Source organism: uncultured Jannaschia sp. (assembly GCF_947494025.1).
Taxonomy (GTDB): domain Bacteria; phylum Pseudomonadota; class Alphaproteobacteria; order Rhodobacterales; family Rhodobacteraceae; genus Jannaschia.
The window spans coordinates 260304-280168 of sequence record NZ_CANLTQ010000001.1; the positions used below are offsets into that span (position 1 = coordinate 260304).

22 protein-coding genes, 2 pseudogenes and 1 riboswitch are annotated in these 19865 nt (G+C 68.1%); of the genes and pseudogenes, 10 read left to right on the forward strand and 14 right to left on the reverse strand.

Features of this window, described 5'->3' with window-relative positions; all coding sequences use genetic code 11:
• Positions 1-68: 68 nt before the first annotated feature.
• From metK to Q1B08_RS01345, 6 genes are all read right to left on the reverse strand, one after another.
• Positions 69-1253 (reverse strand): methionine adenosyltransferase, encoded by a 1185-nt coding sequence (gene metK, locus Q1B08_RS01320; protein WP_299813546.1) that lies wholly within the window; start codon positions 1251-1253, stop codon positions 69-71.
• Between the two features lie 4 nt (positions 1254-1257).
• Positions 1258-1305: riboswitch (SAM-SAH riboswitch) on the reverse strand.
• Between the two features lie 7 nt (positions 1306-1312).
• Entirely contained in the window at positions 1313-2785 is a 1473-nt protein-coding gene (gene lnt / locus Q1B08_RS01325) for an apolipoprotein N-acyltransferase (RefSeq protein ID WP_299813549.1), read from the reverse strand.
• 1 nt (position 2786) lies between these two features.
• Positions 2787-3713 carry a hemolysin family protein gene (locus tag Q1B08_RS01330; RefSeq protein ID WP_299813552.1) on the reverse strand — a complete coding sequence of 309 codons (927 nt, stop codon included), beginning with the start codon at positions 3711-3713 and terminating at the stop codon, positions 2787-2789.
• Positions 3691-4227, reverse strand: coding sequence for an rRNA maturation RNase YbeY (gene ybeY, locus Q1B08_RS01335; protein WP_299813555.1), 537 nt, complete (start codon positions 4225-4227; stop codon positions 3691-3693). The genes Q1B08_RS01330 and ybeY overlap by 23 nt, the downstream gene beginning before the upstream one ends.
• On the reverse strand, positions 4224-4556 hold the full coding sequence (locus Q1B08_RS01340) for a ribonuclease E inhibitor RraB (protein ID WP_299813558.1): 333 nt from the start codon (positions 4554-4556) through the stop codon (positions 4224-4226). Before Q1B08_RS01340 ends, ybeY begins: the two co-directional genes overlap by 4 nt.
• The gene (locus tag Q1B08_RS01345; protein WP_299814861.1) at positions 4553-5506 is read right to left on the reverse strand and encodes a PhoH family protein; all 954 of its coding nucleotides are present in this window, start codon (positions 5504-5506) and stop codon (positions 4553-4555) included. Before Q1B08_RS01345 ends, Q1B08_RS01340 begins: the two co-directional genes overlap by 4 nt.
• A 266-nt stretch (positions 5507-5772) precedes the next feature.
• Between Q1B08_RS01345 and Q1B08_RS01350 the strand changes: the two genes are divergently transcribed.
• Positions 5773-6054, forward strand: a complete 282-nt coding sequence (locus Q1B08_RS01350; protein ID WP_299813561.1) for a hypothetical protein — start codon at positions 5773-5775, stop codon at positions 6052-6054.
• Positions 6055-6063: 9 nt separating this feature from the next.
• Here Q1B08_RS01350 and miaB read toward each other — a convergent pair whose 3' ends face one another.
• A complete protein-coding gene (miaB, locus tag Q1B08_RS01355; RefSeq protein WP_299813563.1) occupies positions 6064-7386 on the reverse strand; it encodes a tRNA (N6-isopentenyl adenosine(37)-C2)-methylthiotransferase MiaB in 1323 nt (440 codons plus the stop codon).
• A 125-nt stretch (positions 7387-7511) separates the two neighbouring features.
• Here miaB and Q1B08_RS01360 point away from each other — a divergent pair, with 125 nt between their 5' ends.
• The gene (locus tag Q1B08_RS01360) at positions 7512-8372 is read left to right on the forward strand and encodes a hypothetical protein (protein ID WP_299813566.1); all 861 of its coding nucleotides are present in this window, start codon (positions 7512-7514) and stop codon (positions 8370-8372) included.
• A gap of 150 nt (positions 8373-8522) precedes the next feature.
• On the opposite strand, the gene Q1B08_RS01365 is transcribed toward Q1B08_RS01360, so the two are convergent.
• From Q1B08_RS01365 to Q1B08_RS01380, 4 genes are all read right to left on the reverse strand, one after another.
• Entirely contained in the window at positions 8523-8990 is a 468-nt protein-coding gene (locus tag Q1B08_RS01365) for an Hsp20 family protein (RefSeq protein ID WP_299813570.1), read from the reverse strand.
• Between the two features lie 199 nt (positions 8991-9189).
• On the reverse strand, positions 9190-9411 hold the full coding sequence (locus Q1B08_RS01370; protein WP_299813573.1) for a DUF3072 domain-containing protein: 222 nt from the start codon (positions 9409-9411) through the stop codon (positions 9190-9192).
• Between the two features lie 72 nt (positions 9412-9483).
• Entirely contained in the window at positions 9484-11193 is a 1710-nt protein-coding gene (metG, locus tag Q1B08_RS01375) for a methionine--tRNA ligase (protein WP_299813576.1), read from the reverse strand.
• A 129-nt stretch (positions 11194-11322) separates the two neighbouring features.
• Positions 11323-12090 (reverse strand): NAD kinase, encoded by a 768-nt coding sequence (locus tag Q1B08_RS01380; protein ID WP_299813578.1) that lies wholly within the window; start codon positions 12088-12090, stop codon positions 11323-11325.
• 152 nt (positions 12091-12242) lie between these two features.
• Between Q1B08_RS01380 and glyA the strand changes: the two genes are divergently transcribed.
• Complete coding sequence (gene glyA, locus Q1B08_RS01385) at positions 12243-13538, forward strand: serine hydroxymethyltransferase (RefSeq protein WP_299813581.1); 1296 nt, start codon at positions 12243-12245, stop codon at positions 13536-13538.
• A gap of 4 nt (positions 13539-13542) precedes the next feature.
• Positions 13543-14679 (forward strand): class II histone deacetylase, encoded by a 1137-nt coding sequence (locus Q1B08_RS01390; RefSeq protein WP_299813584.1) that lies wholly within the window; start codon positions 13543-13545, stop codon positions 14677-14679.
• 83 nt (positions 14680-14762) lie between these two features.
• Here the strand turns inward: Q1B08_RS01390 and Q1B08_RS01395 are convergent, their stop codons facing one another.
• Positions 14763-15626, reverse strand: coding sequence for a hypothetical protein (locus Q1B08_RS01395; RefSeq protein WP_299813587.1), 864 nt, complete (start codon positions 15624-15626; stop codon positions 14763-14765).
• A gap of 127 nt (positions 15627-15753) precedes the next feature.
• Here Q1B08_RS01395 and Q1B08_RS01400 point away from each other — a divergent pair, with 127 nt between their 5' ends.
• Positions 15754-16458, forward strand: a complete 705-nt coding sequence (locus Q1B08_RS01400) for a CoA transferase subunit A (RefSeq protein WP_299813590.1) — start codon at positions 15754-15756, stop codon at positions 16456-16458.
• Positions 16458-17087 carry a 3-oxoacid CoA-transferase subunit B gene (locus Q1B08_RS01405; protein ID WP_299813593.1) on the forward strand — a complete coding sequence of 210 codons (630 nt, stop codon included), beginning with the start codon at positions 16458-16460 and terminating at the stop codon, positions 17085-17087. Before Q1B08_RS01400 ends, Q1B08_RS01405 begins: the two co-directional genes overlap by 1 nt.
• On the opposite strand, the gene Q1B08_RS01410 is transcribed toward Q1B08_RS01405, so the two are convergent.
• Entirely contained in the window at positions 17084-17227 is a 144-nt protein-coding gene (locus tag Q1B08_RS01410; protein ID WP_299813596.1) for a hypothetical protein, read from the reverse strand. The genes Q1B08_RS01405 and Q1B08_RS01410 overlap by 4 nt on opposite strands.
• A 44-nt stretch (positions 17228-17271) precedes the next feature.
• Positions 17272-17823 (reverse strand): annotated as a pseudogene (locus Q1B08_RS21980) (hypothetical protein); the annotation flags it as partial.
• Between the two features lie 394 nt (positions 17824-18217).
• Here Q1B08_RS21980 and Q1B08_RS01415 point away from each other — a divergent pair.
• The 4 genes and pseudogenes from Q1B08_RS01415 to Q1B08_RS01430 all read left to right on the forward strand — a co-directional run bounded on the left by Q1B08_RS01415 (position 18218) and on the right by Q1B08_RS01430 (position 19865).
• Positions 18218-18433, forward strand: coding sequence for a pilus assembly protein (locus Q1B08_RS01415; protein WP_299813598.1), 216 nt, complete (start codon positions 18218-18220; stop codon positions 18431-18433).
• 208 nt (positions 18434-18641) lie between these two features.
• Positions 18642-18866 carry a hypothetical protein gene (locus tag Q1B08_RS01420; RefSeq protein WP_299813601.1) on the forward strand — a complete coding sequence of 75 codons (225 nt, stop codon included), beginning with the start codon at positions 18642-18644 and terminating at the stop codon, positions 18864-18866.
• A gap of 239 nt (positions 18867-19105) precedes the next feature.
• Positions 19106-19294 (forward strand): annotated as a pseudogene (locus tag Q1B08_RS01425) (pilus assembly protein N-terminal domain-containing protein); the annotation flags it as partial.
• A gap of 259 nt (positions 19295-19553) precedes the next feature.
• Complete coding sequence (locus Q1B08_RS01430; RefSeq protein WP_299813604.1) at positions 19554-19865, forward strand: hypothetical protein; 312 nt, start codon at positions 19554-19556, stop codon at positions 19863-19865.

Consider the following 19865-nt stretch of genomic DNA (forward strand, 5'->3'; position numbering starts at 1 on the left):
ACGGGCGATCCCCGGCCGGATGGCCGGGCGAACGCTTCAGGCGCTGTGTCTCGCGATCGCGACGGTCTCTAGAGTCGCGACGTGATCGCTTCGGCCAGATCGGTCCGCTCCCACGAGAAGCCCCCGTCCGCGTCCGGCGCACGGCCGAAATGGCCGTAGGCCGCCGTGCGCTGATAGATCGGTTTGTTGAGGCCCAGATGCGTGCGGATGCCCCGCGGCGTGAGGTCCATTGCCCCCGCTACCGCCCGCTCGATCGCGGCGTTGTCAGTCTCTCCGGTCCCGTGCGTATCCACGTAGATTGAAAGCGGCTTCGCCACTCCGATCGCGTAGGAGAGCTGCAGCGTCGCCCGCTCGGCCAGTCCCGCCGCGACGATGTTCTTCGCAAGGTAGCGCGCGGCATAGGCGGCGGAGCGGTCCACCTTGGTCGGATCCTTGCCCGAAAAGGCCCCGCCCCCGTGCGGCGCCGCGCCGCCATAGGTGTCGACGATGATCTTGCGCCCGGTCAGGCCGGCATCCCCGTCGGGCCCGCCGATCACGAACTTGCCCGTCGGGTTGACCCACCATTCCGTCGAGGCGTCGAGCCAGCCCTCGGGCAGCACCTCGCGGATATAGGGCTCGACGATGGCGCGCACGTCGGCGGAGGTCAGCCCCTCGTCGATATGCTGCGTCGACAGGACGAGCGACGACACGCCCACGGGGCGGCCGTCCCGGTAGCGCACCGTCAGCTGCGATTTGGCGTCCGGGCCGAGCATCGGCTCACGGCCCGATTTCCGCGCCTCGGCCAGCTTGCGCAGGATCGCATGGGCGTAGTGGATCGGAGCGGGCATCAGTTCCGGCGTCTCCGAACAGGCATAGCCGAACATGATCCCCTGATCGCCGGCGCCCTCCTCCTTCTCGTTCGTGCCCACCACACCAGCCGCGATATGCGCCGACTGCTCGTGGAGGAGGTTCGTCACCTCCACCGTCTCGTGGTGGAACTTCTCCTGCGCGTAGCCGATGTCGCGGATGCAGTCCCGCGCGATGCCCTCGATCCGGCCCATCATGTCCGCGAGTCGCGACGGGTCCGACAGGCCGATCTCGCCACCGATCACCACGCGGTCGGTGGTCGCGAAGGTCTCGGCGGCCACCCGCGCCTCCGGTTCCTCCGCGATCAGGGCGTCGAGGACGGCGTCGGAAATGCGATCGCAGACCTTGTCCGGATGCCCTTCGGAGACGGATTCCGAAGTGAAGGAGTAATTCTTGCGGCTGCTCATGGGGTGCTCCGATTGATGGTCCCGCCCCGTCAGGAAGCCGTTGGGGCAGCAGCTTCCGACTAGGGACGAACCGGCAGACGCACAACTCCGATTCGTCGGGAGACGAGGAGACAGCATGCCGCAAGCAAGGAAAGCAGGAGCAGCGCCGCCCAATCCCCGGTCGCGAGATAGGGCGTGGGCGGAAGCGCCAGCGGGACGGCCGCGTCCAGATGCCCCGAAACCTGCAGCGGCAGGCTCGCCCGAACCGTCCCGCGCGCGTCGATCGACGCGGAGATGCCCGTGTTCGCGGCCCGCAGCACCGGCAGGCCGGATTCCGCGGCGCGCAGCCGTGCGAGGGCCAGATGCTGCTGCGGCCCGAACCGCCGTCCGAACCACGCGTCGTTGGTCAGGTGCAGGATCGCGCGCGGACGGGCGACGCGGGCGATGTCCTGCGGAAAGATCGCCTCGTAACAGATGAGCGGGAGAACGGGCCCGACCCCCGGCACGTCGAGGAGCGCCGGCCCGTCCCCCGGCGCGAACGTCCCGGCGAGGCGGGTGGCGAGCGGACCGATCCCTGCGAGGTCGAAGAGGCCCTGCGCCGGGAGGAACTCGCCGAAGGGCACGAGCCGGTGCTTGTCGTGGACCGCCGCGATCTCGCCCGAGGCGCTCTCGAGGAGCGCGACGGAGTTACGCGGATGCCCCTGCGGCCCGTAGCGCTGCACACCGATCAGGAACGGCACGCCCCCCGCCGCGTCCGCGAGGATCGGACGAAGGTCGTCGGCGTAGTCGAGCACCTCCGGCAGCGCCGTCTCCGGCCAGACCACCGCCACCGGCGGCGCCCCCTCGGGCGCGGCGGCCGTCTCCTCCAATCCGCGCCGGAAGAAGACGCCCCGCCAGTCCGGATCCCATTTGAGATGTTGCGGCGCGTTCGGCTGCACGAGGCGCAGGACGGGGCCCGCGCCCTCGGGCGCCGGCGGCAGCGACGCGCCGACCGCGAAGGGCAGAGCCCAGAGCGCCGCCCCGGCGCCCACGCCCGCGATCCGCCCCGTCGCGATGAGCCCCGCCCCGAGCAGCACCGCGATCCCGAGCCCGTGCGCGCCCACGAGCGAGGCCGCCGGCAGCGCGCCCGTGTCGATCAGCACGTGCCCCGGCAGGGCCCAGGGAAACCCGGACAGGACGTAGGAACGCAGGAGTTCTACGAGGCCCAGCGCGACCGCCACCCCGACGGCCCCGTCGAGCCAACGCACGCCGACCCATCCCGCCACCGCCCAGAACAGGCCGAACCCGACCGAAACGCCGACCAGGGCGACGGGCGCGAGCCAGGCCGTTGCTTCCGGGTCGATCAGGAAGGGCTCGACGATCCAGACCAGCGCCAGCGCGAAATGCGCCATTCCGAAAAGGAGACCCGCCCGGAACGGGTGGCCGCTGCGCGCGATGTAGCCGATGCCGACGAGGTAGCCCGCGAAGGCGAGCCACCACAGACCCCAGGGCGCCTGTCCCGACGCGGCGGCGAGCCCCGCCAGGACGGGCCACAGGGCAGCAAGGACGGGCAAGTCAGGCGGCCTGCGGCATCCGAAGGCGCAGGCGCTTGATCCGCCGCGGGTCGGCATCCACGACCTCGATCTCCGCGCCCGAGGGATGCGGGATCACCTCGCCCCGCGCGGGCACCCGGCCGGCGAGCATGAAGACCAGACCGCCCAGCGTGTCGATCTCCTCCTCGTCCTCCTCCTCGACGAGACGCATGCCGATCTCGTCCTGGAAGTCGTCGATCGGCGTGCGGGCCAGGGCGAGGTAGCAGCCGGATTTTTCCTGCCGCCAGAACTTGCCCTCCTCCTGGTCGTGCTCGTCCTCGATCTCGCCGATGACCTGCTCGATCAGATCCTCCAGCGTCACGAGCCCGTCCACGCCGCCGTATTCGTCGATCACGAGCGCCATGTGAATGCGCTGCGTCTGCATCTTGGTGAGCAGCACGCCGATGGGCATGGAGGGGGGCGCGTAGATCAGCTGCCGCAGAAGCGGCCTGATCTCGAACGGCTTCTCGCGGTCGCCGTTGAAGCCGTGATTGAGCGCCAGATCCTTCAGGTGGATCATCCCCAGCGGCACGTCGAGCGTTCCCTCGAAGACCGGAAGGCGCGTCATTCCGCTTTCGCGGAACTTCGCGACCAGATCGGGCAACGAAATGTCCACCGGCAGCGCCACCACCTCCGCGCGGGGGATCAGCACGTCGTCCAGCCGTTTCAGCCGCAGATTCAGGAGCCCCGGCGTGGTGCGCGGGGCCGGTCCATCCTCGGATGCGGTCTGGGTGGCGGGAGTTTCGGTGCCGAATCCCGCCAACATGCGCGAGATGAAACCGGGGCGCGATCCCGCGGGATCGGCGTTCGCGTTGTCGACGATCGTACTGTCCACACTCGTACTGTCGTCGTTGGTCTTGTCTTCGTCCTGCGCGCCGTGCGCGGCGCTAGACGATCCGTCCTTGTCCATCGGACCTTGGGGCCTCCGTTCCTGAACCGGCTCGGTTGCCGGCGCCTGCGTCCATATCAGATGCGTAGGGGTCGGCATATCCCAAACCGCCCAGAATACGAACCTCCTCGGCCTCCATCCGTTTCGCGTCCGATGCCGTACCGTGATCGTGCCCGAGGAGGTGCAGCGTGGCGTGGACGAGAAGGTGGATCACATGCGCCTCGAACGACTTGTCCTGCTCGGCGGCCTCCCGCGCACAGGTCTCGTAGGCGATGGCGATGTCGCCCAGTTCCGGCTCCAGCGGAGCGACGTCCGGGCGACGGGTCTCGGACGGCCAGCTCAGCACGTTGGTCGGGCGCGCCTTGCCGCGGAAGCTCCCGTTGAGCTCCGCGATCCGCGCATCGTCGCAGCCCATCACAGCCACCTCGCAATCCTCCAGCCCGGCGAGCGCGGCGGGCACGGCGATCCCCGCCAGCCGCTCCAGCGCCTCCTGCCAGCGGTCGTCCTCCACGATGACGTCGACGACGTGGCTCATACCCCCATGAACCCCCAGCCCGTGGGTCGGAACCCGTGGCGCAGGGCGGCTTCGGTCGTGCGGCGCTCCTCGGCGTGGATCGTCCCGGGCGACAGCGGCATCTCCGCGCTCTGCGCCTCGATCGTCTCGGGTTCGTCGTCCTCGGCGGGGTAATGCTCGACGTCGAAACCCTCGTCCTCGAGCCAGCCCATGAACTCGGTCGCGTCCGAACCCTCCCCGCCCTCGAAATGCAGGTCGAGCAAGCCCGTCGCCGGCAGGTCGTGTTCCGCCGCCATTTCCGCCCAGAGCCGTTCGGTCTCGGCGCGCTGCGCGTCGAAATCGAAGCTCATCGCCGCTCCAGCCGTGCCGCCTCCCGCCGCACGTCGTCCTTCTCGTAGGCGGTGATGATCTTGGCGACGAGAGGGTGGCGAACGACGTCGGTGGCGGTGAAGTAGTTGAAGCTGATCCCCTCCACCCCGCGCAGGATCTCCTCCGCGTCGCGCAGGCCGGATTGCACCCCGCGCGGAAGGTCCACCTGGGAGCGGTCGCCGGTGATCGCCATCCGGCTCCCCTGCCCCAGACGGGTCAGGAACATCTTCATCTGCATGGTGGTCGCGTTCTGCGCCTCGTCGAGGATGACAAAGGCGTTCGACAGCGTGCGCCCCCGCATGAACGCGAGCGGCGCGATCTCCACCCGCTTTTCCTCGCGCAGCTTCTGGAGCTGCTTGCCCGGCAGAAAGTCGTTCAGCGCGTCGTAGAGCGGCTGCATGTAGGGATCGACCTTCTCGTCCTGCGTGCCGGGCAGGAAGCCCAGCTTTTCGCCGGCCTCCACGGCGGGGCGCGTGAGGATGATCCGGTCCACCTCGCCCGTGATGAACTTCGAGACGGCGACCGCGACCGCGATATAGGTCTTGCCGGTGCCCGCCGGGCCAATCCCGAAGGTCAGCTCGTGCTCGAGCAGCGCCTGCGTATAGGCTTTCTGCGCCTCGGTCCGCGGCTCCATCGTCTTCTTGCGCGTGCGGATTTCCAGCGCGGGGCCGGGGAACATCTCTTCCTGGTCGCCCTGCTGCGCGCCGTCCGACGCCTCGTCGAAGCGCAGGCGGATAAGGCCGTCGATCGCGCCCATGTCGACCTGCTTGCCCGCTTCGAGCCGGGCATAGAGCGCGTTCAGCACCCGCTCGGCCTCCGCCGCGGCCTCGCCGTGAATCGTGAGCGCGTTGCCCCGATGGACGATCTGCACGCCGACGAGCTGCTCCACCTGCGCGAGATGGGCGCCGTGCGGACCGACAAGGTCGATCATCAGGCGGTTGTCGGGAAACTCCAGCTGGAGCGCGATGCTGTCGTCGGGTGCGAGGATCGAGGCCAATCACGGCTCCTTCAGGGCGAAATCTGCTGTAGCGTGCCCCGCCTCGGGCAGGACGCGCAAGACAGGTAGGATCGAACCGGAGAAATTTCACGGGCGCGTCGCAGATGCCGCGGCTCGGACGGACGTCCGTGGCCATCCGGCAACCTTCCGTTAACCATTCGCGGTAAAGAAGGCGTTGACGTTAAGGATGGAGTCACAACTTGCGAAATTCGGTAATATTCGCCGCCTGCCTCGCCGCGACCGGTGCCCATGCGCAGGAGCCGGCACAGATCCGCGTCGGCTGCCACCGCTACATCTCCAGCGAGATCATCTGGGACAAGCCGCGCGACAACTTCGTCACGGATCTGCGCGCCATCGGCTACAACCCGGTGGACGCGCTCGCCGTAGCGACGACGCTTTGCCGCGATCCGCGCTATCTCGGAGGGGGCGACGAGATGATTTCCGGTCTGCGCGAGCTGCTGCGGAGCAATCCGCCCCGCTAGGCCCGGCCATCAGACCAGTTCCGCGGCCAGCGAGTTCGCCTTGGCCGCCACCACGCGCACGCGCGCGACCCGGCCCACAAGGGCCTCGGGCGCGTCGGCATGGACGGCCTGCAGGTAATCCGACTTGCCCACGAGCTGTCCCGGCAGCCGCCCCGCCTTCTCGAACAGCACGTTCGTCTCCCGCCCGACCATCGCCGCCTGCGCCGCCTGCTGCTGCTCCGTCAGGAGCGCCTGCAGCCGGTGCAGACGTTCGACCGCGACCTCCTGGGGCACCTCCGCCCGTTCCGCCGCGGGCGTGCCGGGCCGGGGCGAGTAGCGGAACGAATAGGCCGCGGCGTAGCGCACCCGCCGCACCAGATCGAGCGTCGCCTCGAAATCCGCCTCCGTTTCGCCCGGAAAGCCGACGATGAAATCGCCCGACAGCGCGAGATCGGGCCGCGCAATCCGCAACCTGTCGATCAATTCGACGTAGTCCGCCGCCCCGTGCTTGCGGTTCATCGCCCTCAGGATGCGGTCGCTGCCCGACTGCACGGGCAGGTGCAGATACGGCATCAGCTTGGCGCACGCCCCGTGCGCCGCGATCAGGTCGTCCGACATGTCGTTCGGGTGCGACGTCGTGAACCGGATGCGCTCCAGCCCCTCGATCCCGTCGAGCGCCCAGATCAGATCCGCGAGCGACCATGTCCGTCCGTCCGGGCCCGCGCCATGATAGGCGTTCACGTTCTGCCCGAGCAGCGTGATCTCCCGCACGCCCCGGTCCACCAGTGCCTGCGCCTCGGAGATGAGACGCGCGGCCGGCCGACTGACCTCGGCGCCGCGGGTATAGGGGACGACGCAGAAGGCGCAGAACTTGTCGCACCCCTCCTGCACCGTCAGAAAGGCGGAAGGCTTCGCGGCGGGCGTGCGAAGTTTCGGAAGGTGGTCGAACTTGTCCTCCTCCGGCATCTCGGTGTCCAGCGCCTTCTCGCCCGCCGCGACGCGGGCCAGCATGGCGGGCAAACGATGATAGGTCTGCGGCCCCACCACGAGGTCGACCAGCGGCTGACGCGCCATGATCTCGCCGCCCTCGGCCTGCGCGACGCAGCCCGCGACGCCGATCCGGAGATCGGGCTTCGCATCCTTCAGCGGACGGAGGCGGCCCAGGTCGGAATAGACCTTTTCCGCCGCCTTTTCCCGAATGTGGCAGGTGTTGAGGAGGATCAGGTCCGCCTCGCCCGCATCCGCCGTCGTCTCGTAGCCCTCGGCCGCCATCGCCTCGGCCATGCGTTCGCTGTCGTAGACGTTCATCTGGCACCCGTAGGTCTTGATGTGCAGCTTTTTCGTCGCGGTCATGGCATGCGCCCCTGTCTCGTCGCGTTGCGCCAATACCGCAGGCCCGCCCCTGCCGCAACGCGGCCCCGTTGCGACCGGGGCGACGTTGCGGAAGGGTGCGCCGGACGCGACCGGGACGGATTTCCATGCACTTCACCTCGCCGGAGGATCTGACCGCCCGCGCCGCACGCCTCGGGGCGGGTCCCGCGCTGATGGTGATCTGCGAGGACGAATGCGAGATCCGCGGCACGATCCGCCACCATCTCGACGCGGGGTTCGGCGCGATCCTCCTCGCCGTGCCGCCGGGCGTGCGCGTGCCCGACCCCTTGCCCGAACGTGTGCATCGCCTTTCGCTCGGGACGCGACCGGAGGATGTGACGCTCGCCTGCGTCAACGCGCTCATTGCGGGCCGCCCGGCCGGGTCATGGACGGGCTACCTCTACAACGCCGAATACCTGTTCCACCCGTTCGCGGAGAGCCGGCGCATCGGCGAGGCGCTCGCCTTCTGCACCGAGGAGCGGCGCGACAGCGTGGTCGCCTTTGTCGCCGATCTTTATCCCGGCACGCTCGACCGGAGCGCCAACGGCGTGGATCCGGACGATGCCTGGCTCGACGCGACGGGCTACTTCGCGCTGGCGCGGATGGACGGGCAGGTGCCGAAGGACCGGCAGCTCGACTTCCACGGCGGCCTGCGCTGGCGGTTCGAGGAACACGTGCCGCCCTCGCGCCGCCGGATGGACCGCGTCGCACTGTTTCGCGCCAAGCGGGATTTGCGACTGCTGCCCGGACACCTCCTCAACGACGAGGAGATGAACACCTATGCCTGTCCGTGGCACCATTCGCTGACGGCGTCGATCGCGTCGTTCCGGGCGGCGAAGGCGCTCGCCACCAATCCCGGCTCGCGCGCGGCGATCCGCGGCTTTCGCTGGGGCGGGTCGGTGCGCTTCGAATGGCGCGCGCAGCAACTGCTCGATCTGGGGCTGATGGAGCCCGGGCAATGGTTCTGAGACGGCAACATTCCCGCAGGACGGAGCAAAGGTCCGGGTCGGTCGGCCATGCACCCGCCGGGCGATACTGCGTCCGTGAAACGAAAGACGCGCCCCCCTTTCGGGGCGCGCGCCGCTCCTTCAACCGAAGGCACAGTCCTGGGGTTCAGCTCATGCCTCGACGGTCTCGGAGGTCCCTTCCAGCGCCGGGGCGCTCGCGCCCTTCGCGATCTCGATGCGACGGGGCTTCAGCGCCTCGGGCACCTGACGCTCGAGCTCGATGTGGAGCATGCCGTCGGCGTGGCGGGCACCGGTCACCTGCACATGGTCGGCCAGCTGGAAGCTCTTCTCGAAGGCACGCGTCGCGATGCCGCGGTGCAGGTAGGTCCGCCTCTCGTCGGTCTCTTCCTTGCGGGCCGTGACGACGACGGCGTTCTCGCGGGATTCGATCGACAGCTCATCGTCGGTGAACCCGGCCACGGCGATCGAAATGCGGTACTCGTTCTCGCCGAGCTTTTCGATGTTGTAGGGCGGGTACGTCGTCGCCGTATCGGCGGTCATCGCACGGTCGAGCAGGCTCGCCATCCGGTCGAAGCCAACGGAGGCACGGTAGAGCGGGGTGAAGTCGTAAGTGCGCATGTCTGCATCCTTTGCATGAAGCGATACATCGTCGGACCTTCTCCACGCGGGACGAAGGCCTCTGGTCTGTCGCCGGACCCTGCTTCGGCATCCGACACGCATGGATTTGGGGAGCGCTGTCAGGGGCTTCAAGGACCCGCACGCAAAAAAAACCGGCGCCCGGAGGCGCCGATCCGTCAGGTCGCCGATACGGGTACGGTCAAGCGCCGCGGCCGGTCTTCTCCTGCAGGGCGTCGATCCGCTTAGAGGCGTCGGCCTTGCTCATCTCGGCGTCGAACTCCTCCCCCGCTTCCTCGCTGAGCGTCTTCAGATAGCTCGCCTGCGCTCCGGTCATCGGCTCGGCGCCGGTGGTCCAGTTGTCGGGATCCTTCGCGGCGTTGCCGGGGGCGTCCTGCTTCGGGGTGTCGGTCATGTCGGCCATCGAAGCCTCCTATGGGTTGTGTTCCATCAATGTTCCATAGGGGGATCGGGTTCCCGGCTGCGGCGCCGCGCCTCAGCCCCGCGCGCCGGCGAACCGCGCGGCCCAATCCGCGCGCCGCTCGTCGGTGATCTTCGCGAACATCACCTCGGGCACCTCGAAGCCATGGCCAGCCGGCAGGGCCCCGAGCGCTTCCGCGACGTCCGTAGGCCAGTCCGCCCCCTCGACCCGCATCGATCGCAGCATCGTCGCGGCGGCGTCCGGCACGAAGGGCGCGGAGAGCACGGCGTAGAGGCGGACAAGGTTCAGGCCCAGCCGTATCTGCATCGCGGCTTTGTCCGGGTCGGTCTTGAAGGTGGCCCAGGGCGCGGCCTCCTGCAGGTATTCGTTGCCCGCGACCCAGATCGCGCGGAGCTCGGCCGCCGACTTACGGATCTCGATGGCGTCCATGTGCCGCTCGTAGGCCGCGAGCCGTGCCGCGAGCGTCTTCGCCAGCGCCTCCTCGCCAAGCCCCCATTCGCCGCCCGCCGGCACCGCCTCCCCGAACTTCGAACGGCAGAACTTGGTCACACGGCTCACGAAGTTGCCCAGCACATCGGCCAGGTCCTTGTTCACGTCGGTCTGGAACGCCTCCCAGGTGAATTCCGTGTCCGAACTCTCGGGGACGTGCGACAGGAGCCACCAGCGCCAGTAATCGGAGGGCAGGACCTCGAGCGCCTGATCCATGAACACGCCCCGCCCCTGGGAGGTGGAGAACTGGCCGCCGTCGTAGTTCAGATAATTGAACGACTTGAGGTAATCCACCGTCTTCCACGGCTCGCCCGAGCCGAGGATGGTCGCCGGGAAGCTCAGCGTGTGGAACGGCACGTTATCCTTGCCCATGAACTGCACGTAGCGCACGTCGTCGGCGCCCCTGTCGGTGCGCCACCACCGCTCCCAGTCGCCCCCGTTCGCGTCGGCCCATTCGTTCGTCGCCGCGATGTACTCGATCGGGGCGTCGAACCAGACGTAGAAGACCTTGCCCTCCATCCCGGGCCAGGGCGCGTCGCCCTTCTGCACCGGCACGCCCCAGTCGAGGTCGCGGGTGATGCCCCGGTCCTGCAACCCGTCACCGTCGTGGAGCCACTTCTTCGCGATGGAGGTCGTCAGCACCGGCCAGCCACGCTGCGCGTCGATCCACGCGTCGAGCTCGTCGCGGAGCCGCGACTGGAGCAGGAACAGATGCTTGGTCTCGCGCACCTCCAGATCGGTGGAGCCGGAGATGGCCGAGCGCGGCGCGATCAGGTCGGTCGGGTCGAGTTGCTTGGTGCAGTTCTCGCACTGGTCCCCCCGGGCCCGCTCGTAACCGCAATTCGGGCAGGTCCCCTCGACGTAGCGGTCGGGCAGGAAGCGGCCGTCCGCGTTGGAATAGACCTGCCGCGAGGCGCGCTCCTCGACGAGCCCCGCCGTGTCGAGCCGCCCGGCGAAATGCTGCGTCAGGCGGCGGTTCTGCGGCGAGGAGGAGCGGCCGAAATGGTCGAAGGACAGGCGGAACCCGTCGGCAAGGTCCTTCTGCACCTGCCACATGGCGGCGCAATATTCGGCGACCGGCTGCCCGGCCTTCTTGGCGGCGATCTCGGCCGGGGTGCCGTGCTCGTCGGTGGCACAGATGAACATGACCTCGTGGCCCCGCGCCCGGAGGTAGCGCGCGTAAAGGTCGGCCGGCAGCTGCGAGCCGACCATGTTCCCGAGATGCTTGATCCCGTTGATGTAGGGCAGGGCCGAGGTGATGAGCGTGCGGGGCATGTGCGGTCTCCGGGTGTCGCGCGCTTCTATCCCCGCCCCGCCCCGCCCCGCAACCGGGGCCCCGAAGGCCCGGCGCGTCTTCTTCATGGCGTGAAGACTCGACCGTTCGGCAGCCGCGGGCGGGGTCCGTCAGGTGAACTGCTCCCTGAGCAGCCGCTCCTCGAGCCCGTGGCCCGGATCGAACAGAAGGCGGTGGCAGACCGACGGCTCGCTCGCCACCTCGACGGAAACGACGTCGCGCACCGACTGGCCGTCGGCCTCCGCCATCATCGGCCGTTTCCCGGGGTCGAGCACGTCGAAGCGGACCTTCGCGACCTTGGGCAGAAGCGCGCCGCGCCAGCGCCGGGGCCGGAACGCCGCCATCGCCGTGAGCGCCAGCACCTCCGAGCCGATGGGCAGGATCGGACCGTGCGCGGAATAGTTGTAGGCCGTCGATCCCGCCGGCGTGCAGACGAGCGCCCCGTCGCAGACGAGCTCCTCCATCCTGACCCGCCCGTCGACCGAGATGCTGAGCCGCGAGGCCTGCGGGCCGGCCCGCAGGAGCGAGACCTCGTTGATCGCCAACGCCTCCACGATCTCGCCGCTCTGGCGCGTCGCTACCATGCGGAGCGGGTTGATCCGCGCCTCCTCCGCCTCCGCGAGCCGGCCCGTGAGCCCCGTCTCCCGGTAGGTATTCATCAGGAACCCGACCGTGCCGCGGTTCATCCCGTAGACCGGCGCATCGACATGCATCGTGCCGTGCAGCGTCTCCAGCATGAAGCCGTCGCCGCCCAGCGCCACGATGATCGCCGCCGACTCCACCGGCGCCTGCCCGTAGCGCGCGACCAGCCGCTCCCGTGCGGACTGCGCCTCGGGGGTGGTCGAGGCGAGAAAGGCGATGTTCTTGACGCGCGGCATGTCCGGTCCCGGTCGAGGTCCGGAAGGGTTGTCGCCTGCCCCCCCGAAAGGCAAGCGCGGGTCGTTCGCATGCTGCGATGCGACGCTTGCCCGCTTTAATCCGGGGCCGGCAGCGCGTATGAGACCGCCAACATCCGTCAGGAGTCTGTGCCATGAACGCCCCGCATCGCGACCCGAACTTCTTTTCCGCCGCCCTTGCCGAGAGCGACCCCGAGATCGCCGAGGCGATGCGCCGGGAACTCGGCCGCCAGCGCGACGAAATCGAGCTGATCGCGTCGGAGAACATCGTCAGCCGCGCCGTGATGGAGGCGCAGGGCGGCGTGATGACGAACAAGTACGCGGAAGGCTATCCGGGCAAGCGCTATTACGGCGGCTGCCAGTTCGTCGACGTGGCCGAGGATCTGGCGATGGCCCGCGCGAAGCAGCTTTTCGGCTGCGCCTACGCGAACGTGCAGCCGAACTCGGGCAGCCAGGCGAACCAGGGCGTGTTCACCGCGCTGATCCAGCCCGGCGACACGATCCTCGGCATGTCGCTCGACGCGGGCGGCCACCTGACCCACGGCGCGCGGCCGAACCAGTCGGGCAAGTGGTTCAACGCGATCCATTACGGCGTCCGCCGGCAGGACATGGAGCTCGACTACGATCAGGTCCGAAAGCTCGCGCTCGAGCACAAACCCAAGCTCGTTATCGCCGGCGGCTCGGCCATTCCGCGGATCATCGACTTCGCGAAGATGCGCGCGGTCGCCGACGAGGTGGGCGCCTATCTTCTCGTGGACATGGCGCATATCGCGGGGCTCGTGGCGTCCGGCCATTACCCCTCCCCCTTCCCCCACGCGCATGTCGCCACGACCACGACGCACAAGACGCTCCGCGGCCCGCGCGGCGGCATGATCCTGACCGACGACGAAGCGATCGCTAAGAAGGTGAACTCGGCCATCTTCCCGGGCATCCAGGGCGGGCCGCTGATGCACGTGATCGCCGGCAAGGCGGTGGCCTTCGGCGAGGCGCTGCGGCCCGGGTTCCGGGACTATCAGGCGCAGGTGATCGCCAACGCGAAGGCCATGGCCGACCAGCTCATGCGCGGCGGGCTCGACATCGTCACCGGCGGCACCGACACGCACCTGATGCTGGTCGATCTGCGGCCGAAGGGCGTGAAGGGCAACGAGACCGAGAAGGCGCTCGGCCGGGCGCACATCACGTGCAACAAGAACGGCATTCCCTTTGATGATGAAAAGCCCACGGTGACGAGCGGCATCCGCCTCGGCACCCCCGCCGGCACGACGCGCGGCTTCGGCGAGGCGGAGTTCCGGCAGGTCGGCGACCTGATCGTCGAAGTGGTGGACGGGCTCGCCAGGAACGGGCCCGACGGCAACGGCGAGATCGAGGCCGGCGTAAAGGCGAAGGTGCAGGCGCTCTGCGACCGCTTCCCCGTCTATCCGGAGCTTTGAGGGGATGGCGACCGGCTTCTTCCACGACGAACGCTGCCTCTGGCACGGCGGCGGCAACTACGCGCACATGGCCCCGGTCGGCGGGCTGGTGCAGCCCATCGCCGGCGGGGGCGGCCTGCCCGAGGATCCCGAGACGAAGCGGCGGCTGGTGAACCTGATGCGGGTCACGGGCCTCATGGACGCGCTCGACGTGCGGACGGCCGCGCCGCTCGACCGGGAAGACCTGCTGCGCGTGCACCCGGCACATTACCTCGACGCCTTTGCGGATGCCTCGGCGGCGGGCGGCGGCGAGATCGGCCTGCGCGCGCCGTTCGGGCCGGGCGGCTACGACATCGCGCGGCTTTCCGCCGGGCTTGTGACGGAGGCTCTGGACGCGGTGCTTGCCGGGGAGCTCGACAACGCCTACGCGCTCAGCCGGCCGCCGGGACACCATTGCCTGCCGGACTGGGCGAACGGCTTCTGCCTTCTGGCCAACGTCGCGCTCGCGATCCGACGGTCGCAGGCGCGCGGCCAATGCCGCCGGATCGCCGTACTCGACTGGGACGTACATCACGGCAACGGGACGGAGGCGATCTTCGGGGACAATCCGGACGTGCTGACGATCTCGATCCACCAGGAGCGGAACTATCCGCTCGACACCGGCGGGTTCGACACCGATGCGACCGCCAACCTGAACGTCCCGCTGCCCGCCGGCGCCGGCCACGCGACCTATCTCGAGGCGATGGAACGACTGATCCTCCCCGCGATCCGCGCGCACGAACCCGAGGCGATCGTCGTCGCCTGCGGCTTCGACGCCGCCGCGCTCGACCCGCTCAGCCGGATGCTCGCTACGGCGGAGACCTTCGACGCGATGACGGCGCAGATCATGGCGCTCGCGGACGACATCTGCGGCGGACGCGTGGTCATGGCGCATGAGGGCGGCTACTCGGAGGTCTACGTGCCGTTCTGCGGCCACGCCGTGCTCGCGCGCCTTGCCGGCAGCGAGATCGTCGCGCCCGACCCCTTCGCCGCGACCTTCGCCGCCCGCCAGCCCGGCCCCGCTTTCAAGGCCTTCGCCAGCGGCCTGATCGACGGGATGGCCGAGGCGCGGCCCGATCGAAAGCCGGTAGCCCCTTCGAGAGGCGCACCTGGACAAACATGAGGAACGCGCCAAGGGGCGATATCTTGAGTCGACAACAGAGACGTCTGACAGATTGCCGTTAGATGCGATGTCGACCGTAGCGGTCAGGACCGGATCTCCGTGGCCAGACCGACTGCGCGCAGATGAGCGTCAAGCTCGTTTTCGTTCACGACGCGCAGCGTGCCGGACTTGCCGCCGGTACGCCTCATCCGCGCTTTGACAGGTTGTGTCGGCAACCTCAGAACGTCACAGAGCCGGTCGATAAGTGCTTGGTGGCGATCCGGATCCTGAAGATCCTTCTCGTATTGGACGACGTGATGCGGCACGCCCGACATCAGCATGTCTTCGTAGTCCAACATCGCAGCGCTGCGACGGATTTGAGCCTCGAAGGCAACCGGATCGACCTGTAATTCACGCGGAGCACCTGCCGAGAGCGTTCCGTCCTGATCAAAATAGATTCCTGAAACACGCGCTTTGCAGAGCGACAAGGCTTGCGGGTAGGTCTCCCGGCGCAGGTGCACGATTTCGTATCCGAGGTCGACCAAGCGCTCGAAAAACTGGAGCGGATCGCGGATCGCTTGTACCTCGAGCAACTGGTAGGTCAGAAGCTTTGCTATGAAGGCCCGAGCGCCGCAGGTACGGGCAGACTTTTCGAGAATACCGATGGGCGAGAAAACGCCGTTATGGAGTCGCTCGCCAGCATCATGTACGCCGTCGATCTGACCCAGCAGCGAGCCCAGCACGGTCGTACCCGACCTTGGTCGACCGTAGACGATCATTCTCGCAGGATTGCCACCATTTCGAAAGGCACGCACGAACTTGATCGCTTCGGTGCGATATCCGGCCAGTGCAAAGCGGTCCCGATGCCAGCGGTCGAACATGAAGGCTCCCGGCACGCGCGGCAGATCGTGGATCGGGTGCGCGGCCAGGCGGCTTCGCAAATCGGCGTTTGGCAGAAAGTCGGTCATGAGCAAGCGTTAGCGACAATTCAGACTGGCGTCAGGCCTAGACCGTTCCTGCTGGCCGATGTTTGCCATTTGACACCCAATGACAATATCGCCTTACTCGATCGCGTTCGGGACGCTGGGGATACGCATGAAGAAGATCTACGACGACGCGGCCTCCGCACTGGACGGTCTGCTGCATGACGGGATGTTCATCGCGGCGGGGGGGTTCGGGCTGTGCGGCATTCCGGAACTGCTGCTCGAGGCGATCCGGCGGGCGGGGACGAAGGACCTGACCTTCGCGTCCAACAATGCGGGCGTCGACGATTTCGGCATCGGCATCCTGCTGCAGACGCGGCAGGTCAGGAAGATGATTTCCTCCTATGTCGGGGAGAACAAGGAGTTCATGCGCCAGTATCTCGGCGGCGAGCTCGATCTGGAGTTCAACCCTCAGGGCACGCTGGCCGAGCGGATGCGCGCGGGCGGCTGCGGCATCCCGGGCTTCTACACCAAGACCGGCGTCGGCACGATCGTGGCCGAAGGCAAGGAGCACAAGGATTTCGACGGCGAAACCTACATCCTCGAGCGGGCCCTCGTCGCGGACCTCTCGATCGTGAAGGCCTGGCGTGCCGACGACACCGGCAACCTCGTGTTCCGCAAGACGGCGCGGAACTTCAATCCACCCGCGGCGATGTGCGGCAAGGTCTGCGTGGCCGAGGTGGAAGAGATCGTGCCACGTGGCTCGCTCGATCCCGACGCGATCCACCTGCCCGGCATCTACGTGCACCGTCTGATCCAGGGCGCGCACGAGAAGCGCATCGAACAGCGGACCGTCCGCCAGAAGGAGGCTGTGTGATGCCCTGGACCCGCGATCAGATGGCCGCCCGCGCCGCGCAGGAGCTCGAGGACGGCATGTATGTCAATCTGGGTATCGGCATTCCGACCATGGTGTCGAATCATGTGCCCGAGGGGATCGAGGTGACGCTGCAATCCGAGAACGGGATGCTGGGCATGGGCCCCTTCCCCATCGAGGGCGAGGAGGACGCGGACCTCATCAATGCCGGCAAGCAGACCATCACCGAACTTCCCAAGACTGCCTATTTCGACAGCGCGACGAGCTTCGGCATGATCCGGGGCGGCAAGATCGCGATGGCGATCCTGGGCGCGATGGAGGTGGCCGAGAACGGCGACCTCGCGAACTGGATGATCCCCGGCAAGCTGGTGAAGGGAATGGGCGGCGCGATGGACCTCGTCGCGGGGGTGGGCCGCGTCGTGGTGGTAATGGACCACGCCAACAAGGCCGGCGAGTCGAAGGTGCTGCGCGCGTGCACCCTGCCGCTGACGGGCGCGGGCGTGGTGGACCGCATCATCACCAATCTCGGCGTGCTCGACGTGGTCGACGGCGGCCTGCGCATCGTCGAACTCGCCCCCGGCGTCTCCGAACAGGAGCTCCGCGACCTCACCGAGGCGACGCTGGTCGCCTAGCTGTCGGCCCGCGACAGGTCGAAGTCGCAGCCGCCGCCCGGCATCTCGGGCGGCGGGCAGCACGAAAGCCTGGCCACGTTCCATGCGGCAAGCACCGTCGATACGTAGAACCGCGTTTCCGAACAGGGCGACGCGCCCATGCCGCTGCACCGTACCCCCCGGCATTGTAGCTTGGGCACGCGGGGATCGGGTCGCCGCCGAAAGCGCCCACGAGCCAGTCGAGACAGGCCACGCCGTCCCGGATGTTCTGAACGGGATCGCGTGCATCGGCGACGCCGAACCGGGCGGCGATGGGAACGAGCTGCATGAGCCCGGGCTTGAGACGGCGCCGGTGCGGCTTGCAGAGCCCATGGCGATAAGCGTGATGAGGAGAGCGCAGCCACGCCGCTCGCCGCCGCCGGCCTTCCGGCGAACGCAGACACCATCTGGAAGCGCCCGAGAAGCGGCGTCGAGGCGGGCGAGACAGCGGACAAGAACCGGTCTCCGGTCTCCGCCAAGCGCGGCGGCGCCGATTCGATCCGGAAGGGAGATATTCGATGCCCCGCATCTTCCGCCTCTCGGGGTCAGCCACCGCTTGGGACGCGGGCGCTTCCCTGTGACATGTTCGCCATGCCGCCGCCAAACCGCGCATCCGGAACGCAGGCGCCGCGGTTGGAGGCCGGATAAAACCTCCGACAATTGAATGCCTTGTACGGCACCGCAAATTTATGCCGAATTGGACACGATCCTGCCGCATTTACCGCCCAGACATGAAGGCATCCCGGGCACGGGACGATGGCAGACCGCCCCGAGGCCGAGGATCAACAAGCACCGGATCATCCGGGCATCACATGTGGCAATCGAGCAGTTCACGCGGCGCCAGCTGGCGAAGCGGACCGAACGGGAAACGTAACCGCATCCACGGTCCATGGACCGAGGGACAGGGGGCCGCGCTGGCAGGCGCGGTCCCTACTCCGTTCCGGCCCGGAACCGCCCGGTGACAGGCGTCGATCCCGACAATTCGCGATGAACAGCCGGCACGGGCCATCCGGCCGTCCGGCCCCCATCCAGATTGCGCCGCATTCCCCTGTCAGACCGGTCGCATCGAGCGGGCTATTGCCCGACGGACAATGAACCGAGGACCATTTGACATGCCGAATTCGATCAAGACCTTCCTGCACGCCGAGGACGGGGCCGTGTCCATCGACTGGGTCGTCCTGACCGCCGCCCTTGTCGGGCTCGGACTCGCCGTGATGGGCGTCGTTTCGACCGACGTCGGAAATCTGACCATTGAGCTGAAGACAGAGCTGGAAACGGATCGGGTTGCCGCAGGCGACAAGGACTTCACCAAGGGTCCCGGCAACTGAACTGAAGAAATGGGCGTCATCGGAGTCGGCGCTTCAGCCCCTCGAAGCCTCAGCCACTGGGCGTTTCCGCGTCCGGTTGTGGCCATCCTGCCGCAGGCGCTTCGCATTCGCCTAAACTTGACGCATTCCTGCCGCCTTTCCCCGCCAAGCTTTTCGGAGCCGTTCGCGACTCGCGCCGGCGCGCCAGCTTCAGCAGGGGAACCGAGCCATGACCAACGCCATCCGTGCCTTTCTGACCGCCGAGCGCGGCGCCGTGACGATCGACTGGGTGATCCTCTCGGCCGCCCTCGTGGGCCTGGGTCTTGCGGTGACGGGCGTGATCTCGAAGGGGCTCGACGAGAACTTCAAGGCCCGCATGGAGGCGCGTCCAAGTCAGGAACGCGTCGTCGCGACCGAGACCGGACCGGCGGTTCCGCGTCCTCTCACTCCGTAACGCGCCACGACACTCCCGTCGAAATCGAGGCAGTCGGCACGTCACACCCCGAACCATCCTCCCGCCACATTCAGGCACGAGGACCGGACCGCGCCGCATTCGCGCGGCACGGTCACGACAGGGATCGGATACGCGCATCGTCGGCGGACATCTCATTCCGTGCGATCACGGGCGCGCGGGTTTCGCCGTCACGGCCGAAAAGGGCCGCTTCGAGCCATGTTGCCATGCGCTCGAACGCTCCCCGGATCGCCGACATCGCGACTCTGTCGGCACGCATCGTCTCCGTACCGGGCAAGCAGCCCGGGCGGACGACGGTGACGCGGCCCGGCCTCGATGGGCGGCCGATCGCGAATGTCGAGGTGCAGGTCACCCCGGACCTCGCCGAGCTCAAGGAGCGTCTGCGCGAACTGCGGCCCGACGAGCCGATCGTTCGAGCTCGTTCTTCTGCCGGAGGCGCGCTTTGCCGGTGATAGGCTCGTACGGGTCGTCTACGATTTGCGGCAGGAAGACGCCGTCAGCCTCTCGCTGCGGCGCGAAGGAACCTATGTTCCGTTCCTGCCCGGCGGAGCTCGCACGAAACGAAGGGAGCCGGGTGGAAAGGACGCGACCATACGTTGCCGTGTCATGCCGATCCTCCTCAAAGGCGCGCTCGCGCTTGCTGTCTGCGGCCGACCGGGGGAGCCCGGCATGTCCCACGCCGTGGCGAGCGCGCAGGCCGCGGAGGCCGAGCACCTTTCCACCAACGCGATCAACCACGACCCGTCGCTTTTCACCACGAACGACGACCTCATCCCCGCCCGTGCCGTTCGCCGCGGCTTCGCGCTCTGCGTGGTCTCGATGAGGCAGGAAGCGCGGGCGCAGCCACTCCACACCGCCGCGCTGACCGCGACCCGACAAGGCGACTTCGATGCCGGGTGTGTTCTCCGCGCCGATGCGATCGGCACGCATCCGCGCCAGTTCGAGGCGACCGCCCGCGCGCTTCGGGCGCTGGACGTCTGA

Coding starts and splice junctions, on each gene's coding strand:
- Q1B08_RS01370 (WP_299813573.1), bottom strand. CDS start 9,411: ATGGCCGACATGACCGACACCCCGAAGCAGGACGCCCCCGGCAACGCC.
- Q1B08_RS01345 (WP_299814861.1), bottom strand. CDS start 5,506: ATGATCGACCTTGTCGGTCCGCACGGCGCCCATCTCGCGCAGGTGGAG.
- Q1B08_RS01410 (WP_299813596.1), bottom strand. CDS start 17,227: ATGGGCGCGTCGCCCTGTTCGGAAACGCGGTTCTACGTATCGACGGTG.
- metK (WP_299813546.1), bottom strand. CDS start 1,253: ATGAGCAGCCGCAAGAATTACTCCTTCACTTCGGAATCCGTCTCCGAA.
- Q1B08_RS01395 (WP_299813587.1), bottom strand. CDS start 15,626: ATGACCGACTTTCTGCCAAACGCCGATTTGCGAAGCCGCCTGGCCGCG.
- metG (WP_299813576.1), bottom strand. CDS start 11,193: ATGCCCCGCACGCTCATCACCTCGGCCCTGCCCTACATCAACGGGATC.
- Q1B08_RS01420 (WP_299813601.1), top strand. CDS start 18,642: ATGACCAACGCCATCCGTGCCTTTCTGACCGCCGAGCGCGGCGCCGTG.
- Q1B08_RS01390 (WP_299813584.1), top strand. CDS start 13,543: ATGGCGACCGGCTTCTTCCACGACGAACGCTGCCTCTGGCACGGCGGC.
- Q1B08_RS01360 (WP_299813566.1), top strand. CDS start 7,512: ATGCACTTCACCTCGCCGGAGGATCTGACCGCCCGCGCCGCACGCCTC.
- glyA (WP_299813581.1), top strand. CDS start 12,243: ATGAACGCCCCGCATCGCGACCCGAACTTCTTTTCCGCCGCCCTTGCC.
- Q1B08_RS01400 (WP_299813590.1), top strand. CDS start 15,754: ATGAAGAAGATCTACGACGACGCGGCCTCCGCACTGGACGGTCTGCTG.
- Q1B08_RS01340 (WP_299813558.1), bottom strand. CDS start 4,556: ATGAGCTTCGATTTCGACGCGCAGCGCGCCGAGACCGAACGGCTCTGG.
- Q1B08_RS01430 (WP_299813604.1), top strand. CDS start 19,554: ATGTCCCACGCCGTGGCGAGCGCGCAGGCCGCGGAGGCCGAGCACCTT.
- Q1B08_RS01380 (WP_299813578.1), bottom strand. CDS start 12,090: ATGCCGCGCGTCAAGAACATCGCCTTTCTCGCCTCGACCACCCCCGAG.
- Q1B08_RS01330 (WP_299813552.1), bottom strand. CDS start 3,713: ATGGACAAGGACGGATCGTCTAGCGCCGCGCACGGCGCGCAGGACGAA.
- ybeY (WP_299813555.1), bottom strand. CDS start 4,227: ATGAGCCACGTCGTCGACGTCATCGTGGAGGACGACCGCTGGCAGGAG.
- miaB (WP_299813563.1), bottom strand. CDS start 7,386: ATGACCGCGACGAAAAAGCTGCACATCAAGACCTACGGGTGCCAGATG.
- Q1B08_RS01415 (WP_299813598.1), top strand. CDS start 18,218: ATGCCGAATTCGATCAAGACCTTCCTGCACGCCGAGGACGGGGCCGTG.
- Q1B08_RS01365 (WP_299813570.1), bottom strand. CDS start 8,990: ATGCGCACTTACGACTTCACCCCGCTCTACCGTGCCTCCGTTGGCTTC.
- Q1B08_RS01405 (WP_299813593.1), top strand. CDS start 16,458: ATGCCCTGGACCCGCGATCAGATGGCCGCCCGCGCCGCGCAGGAGCTC.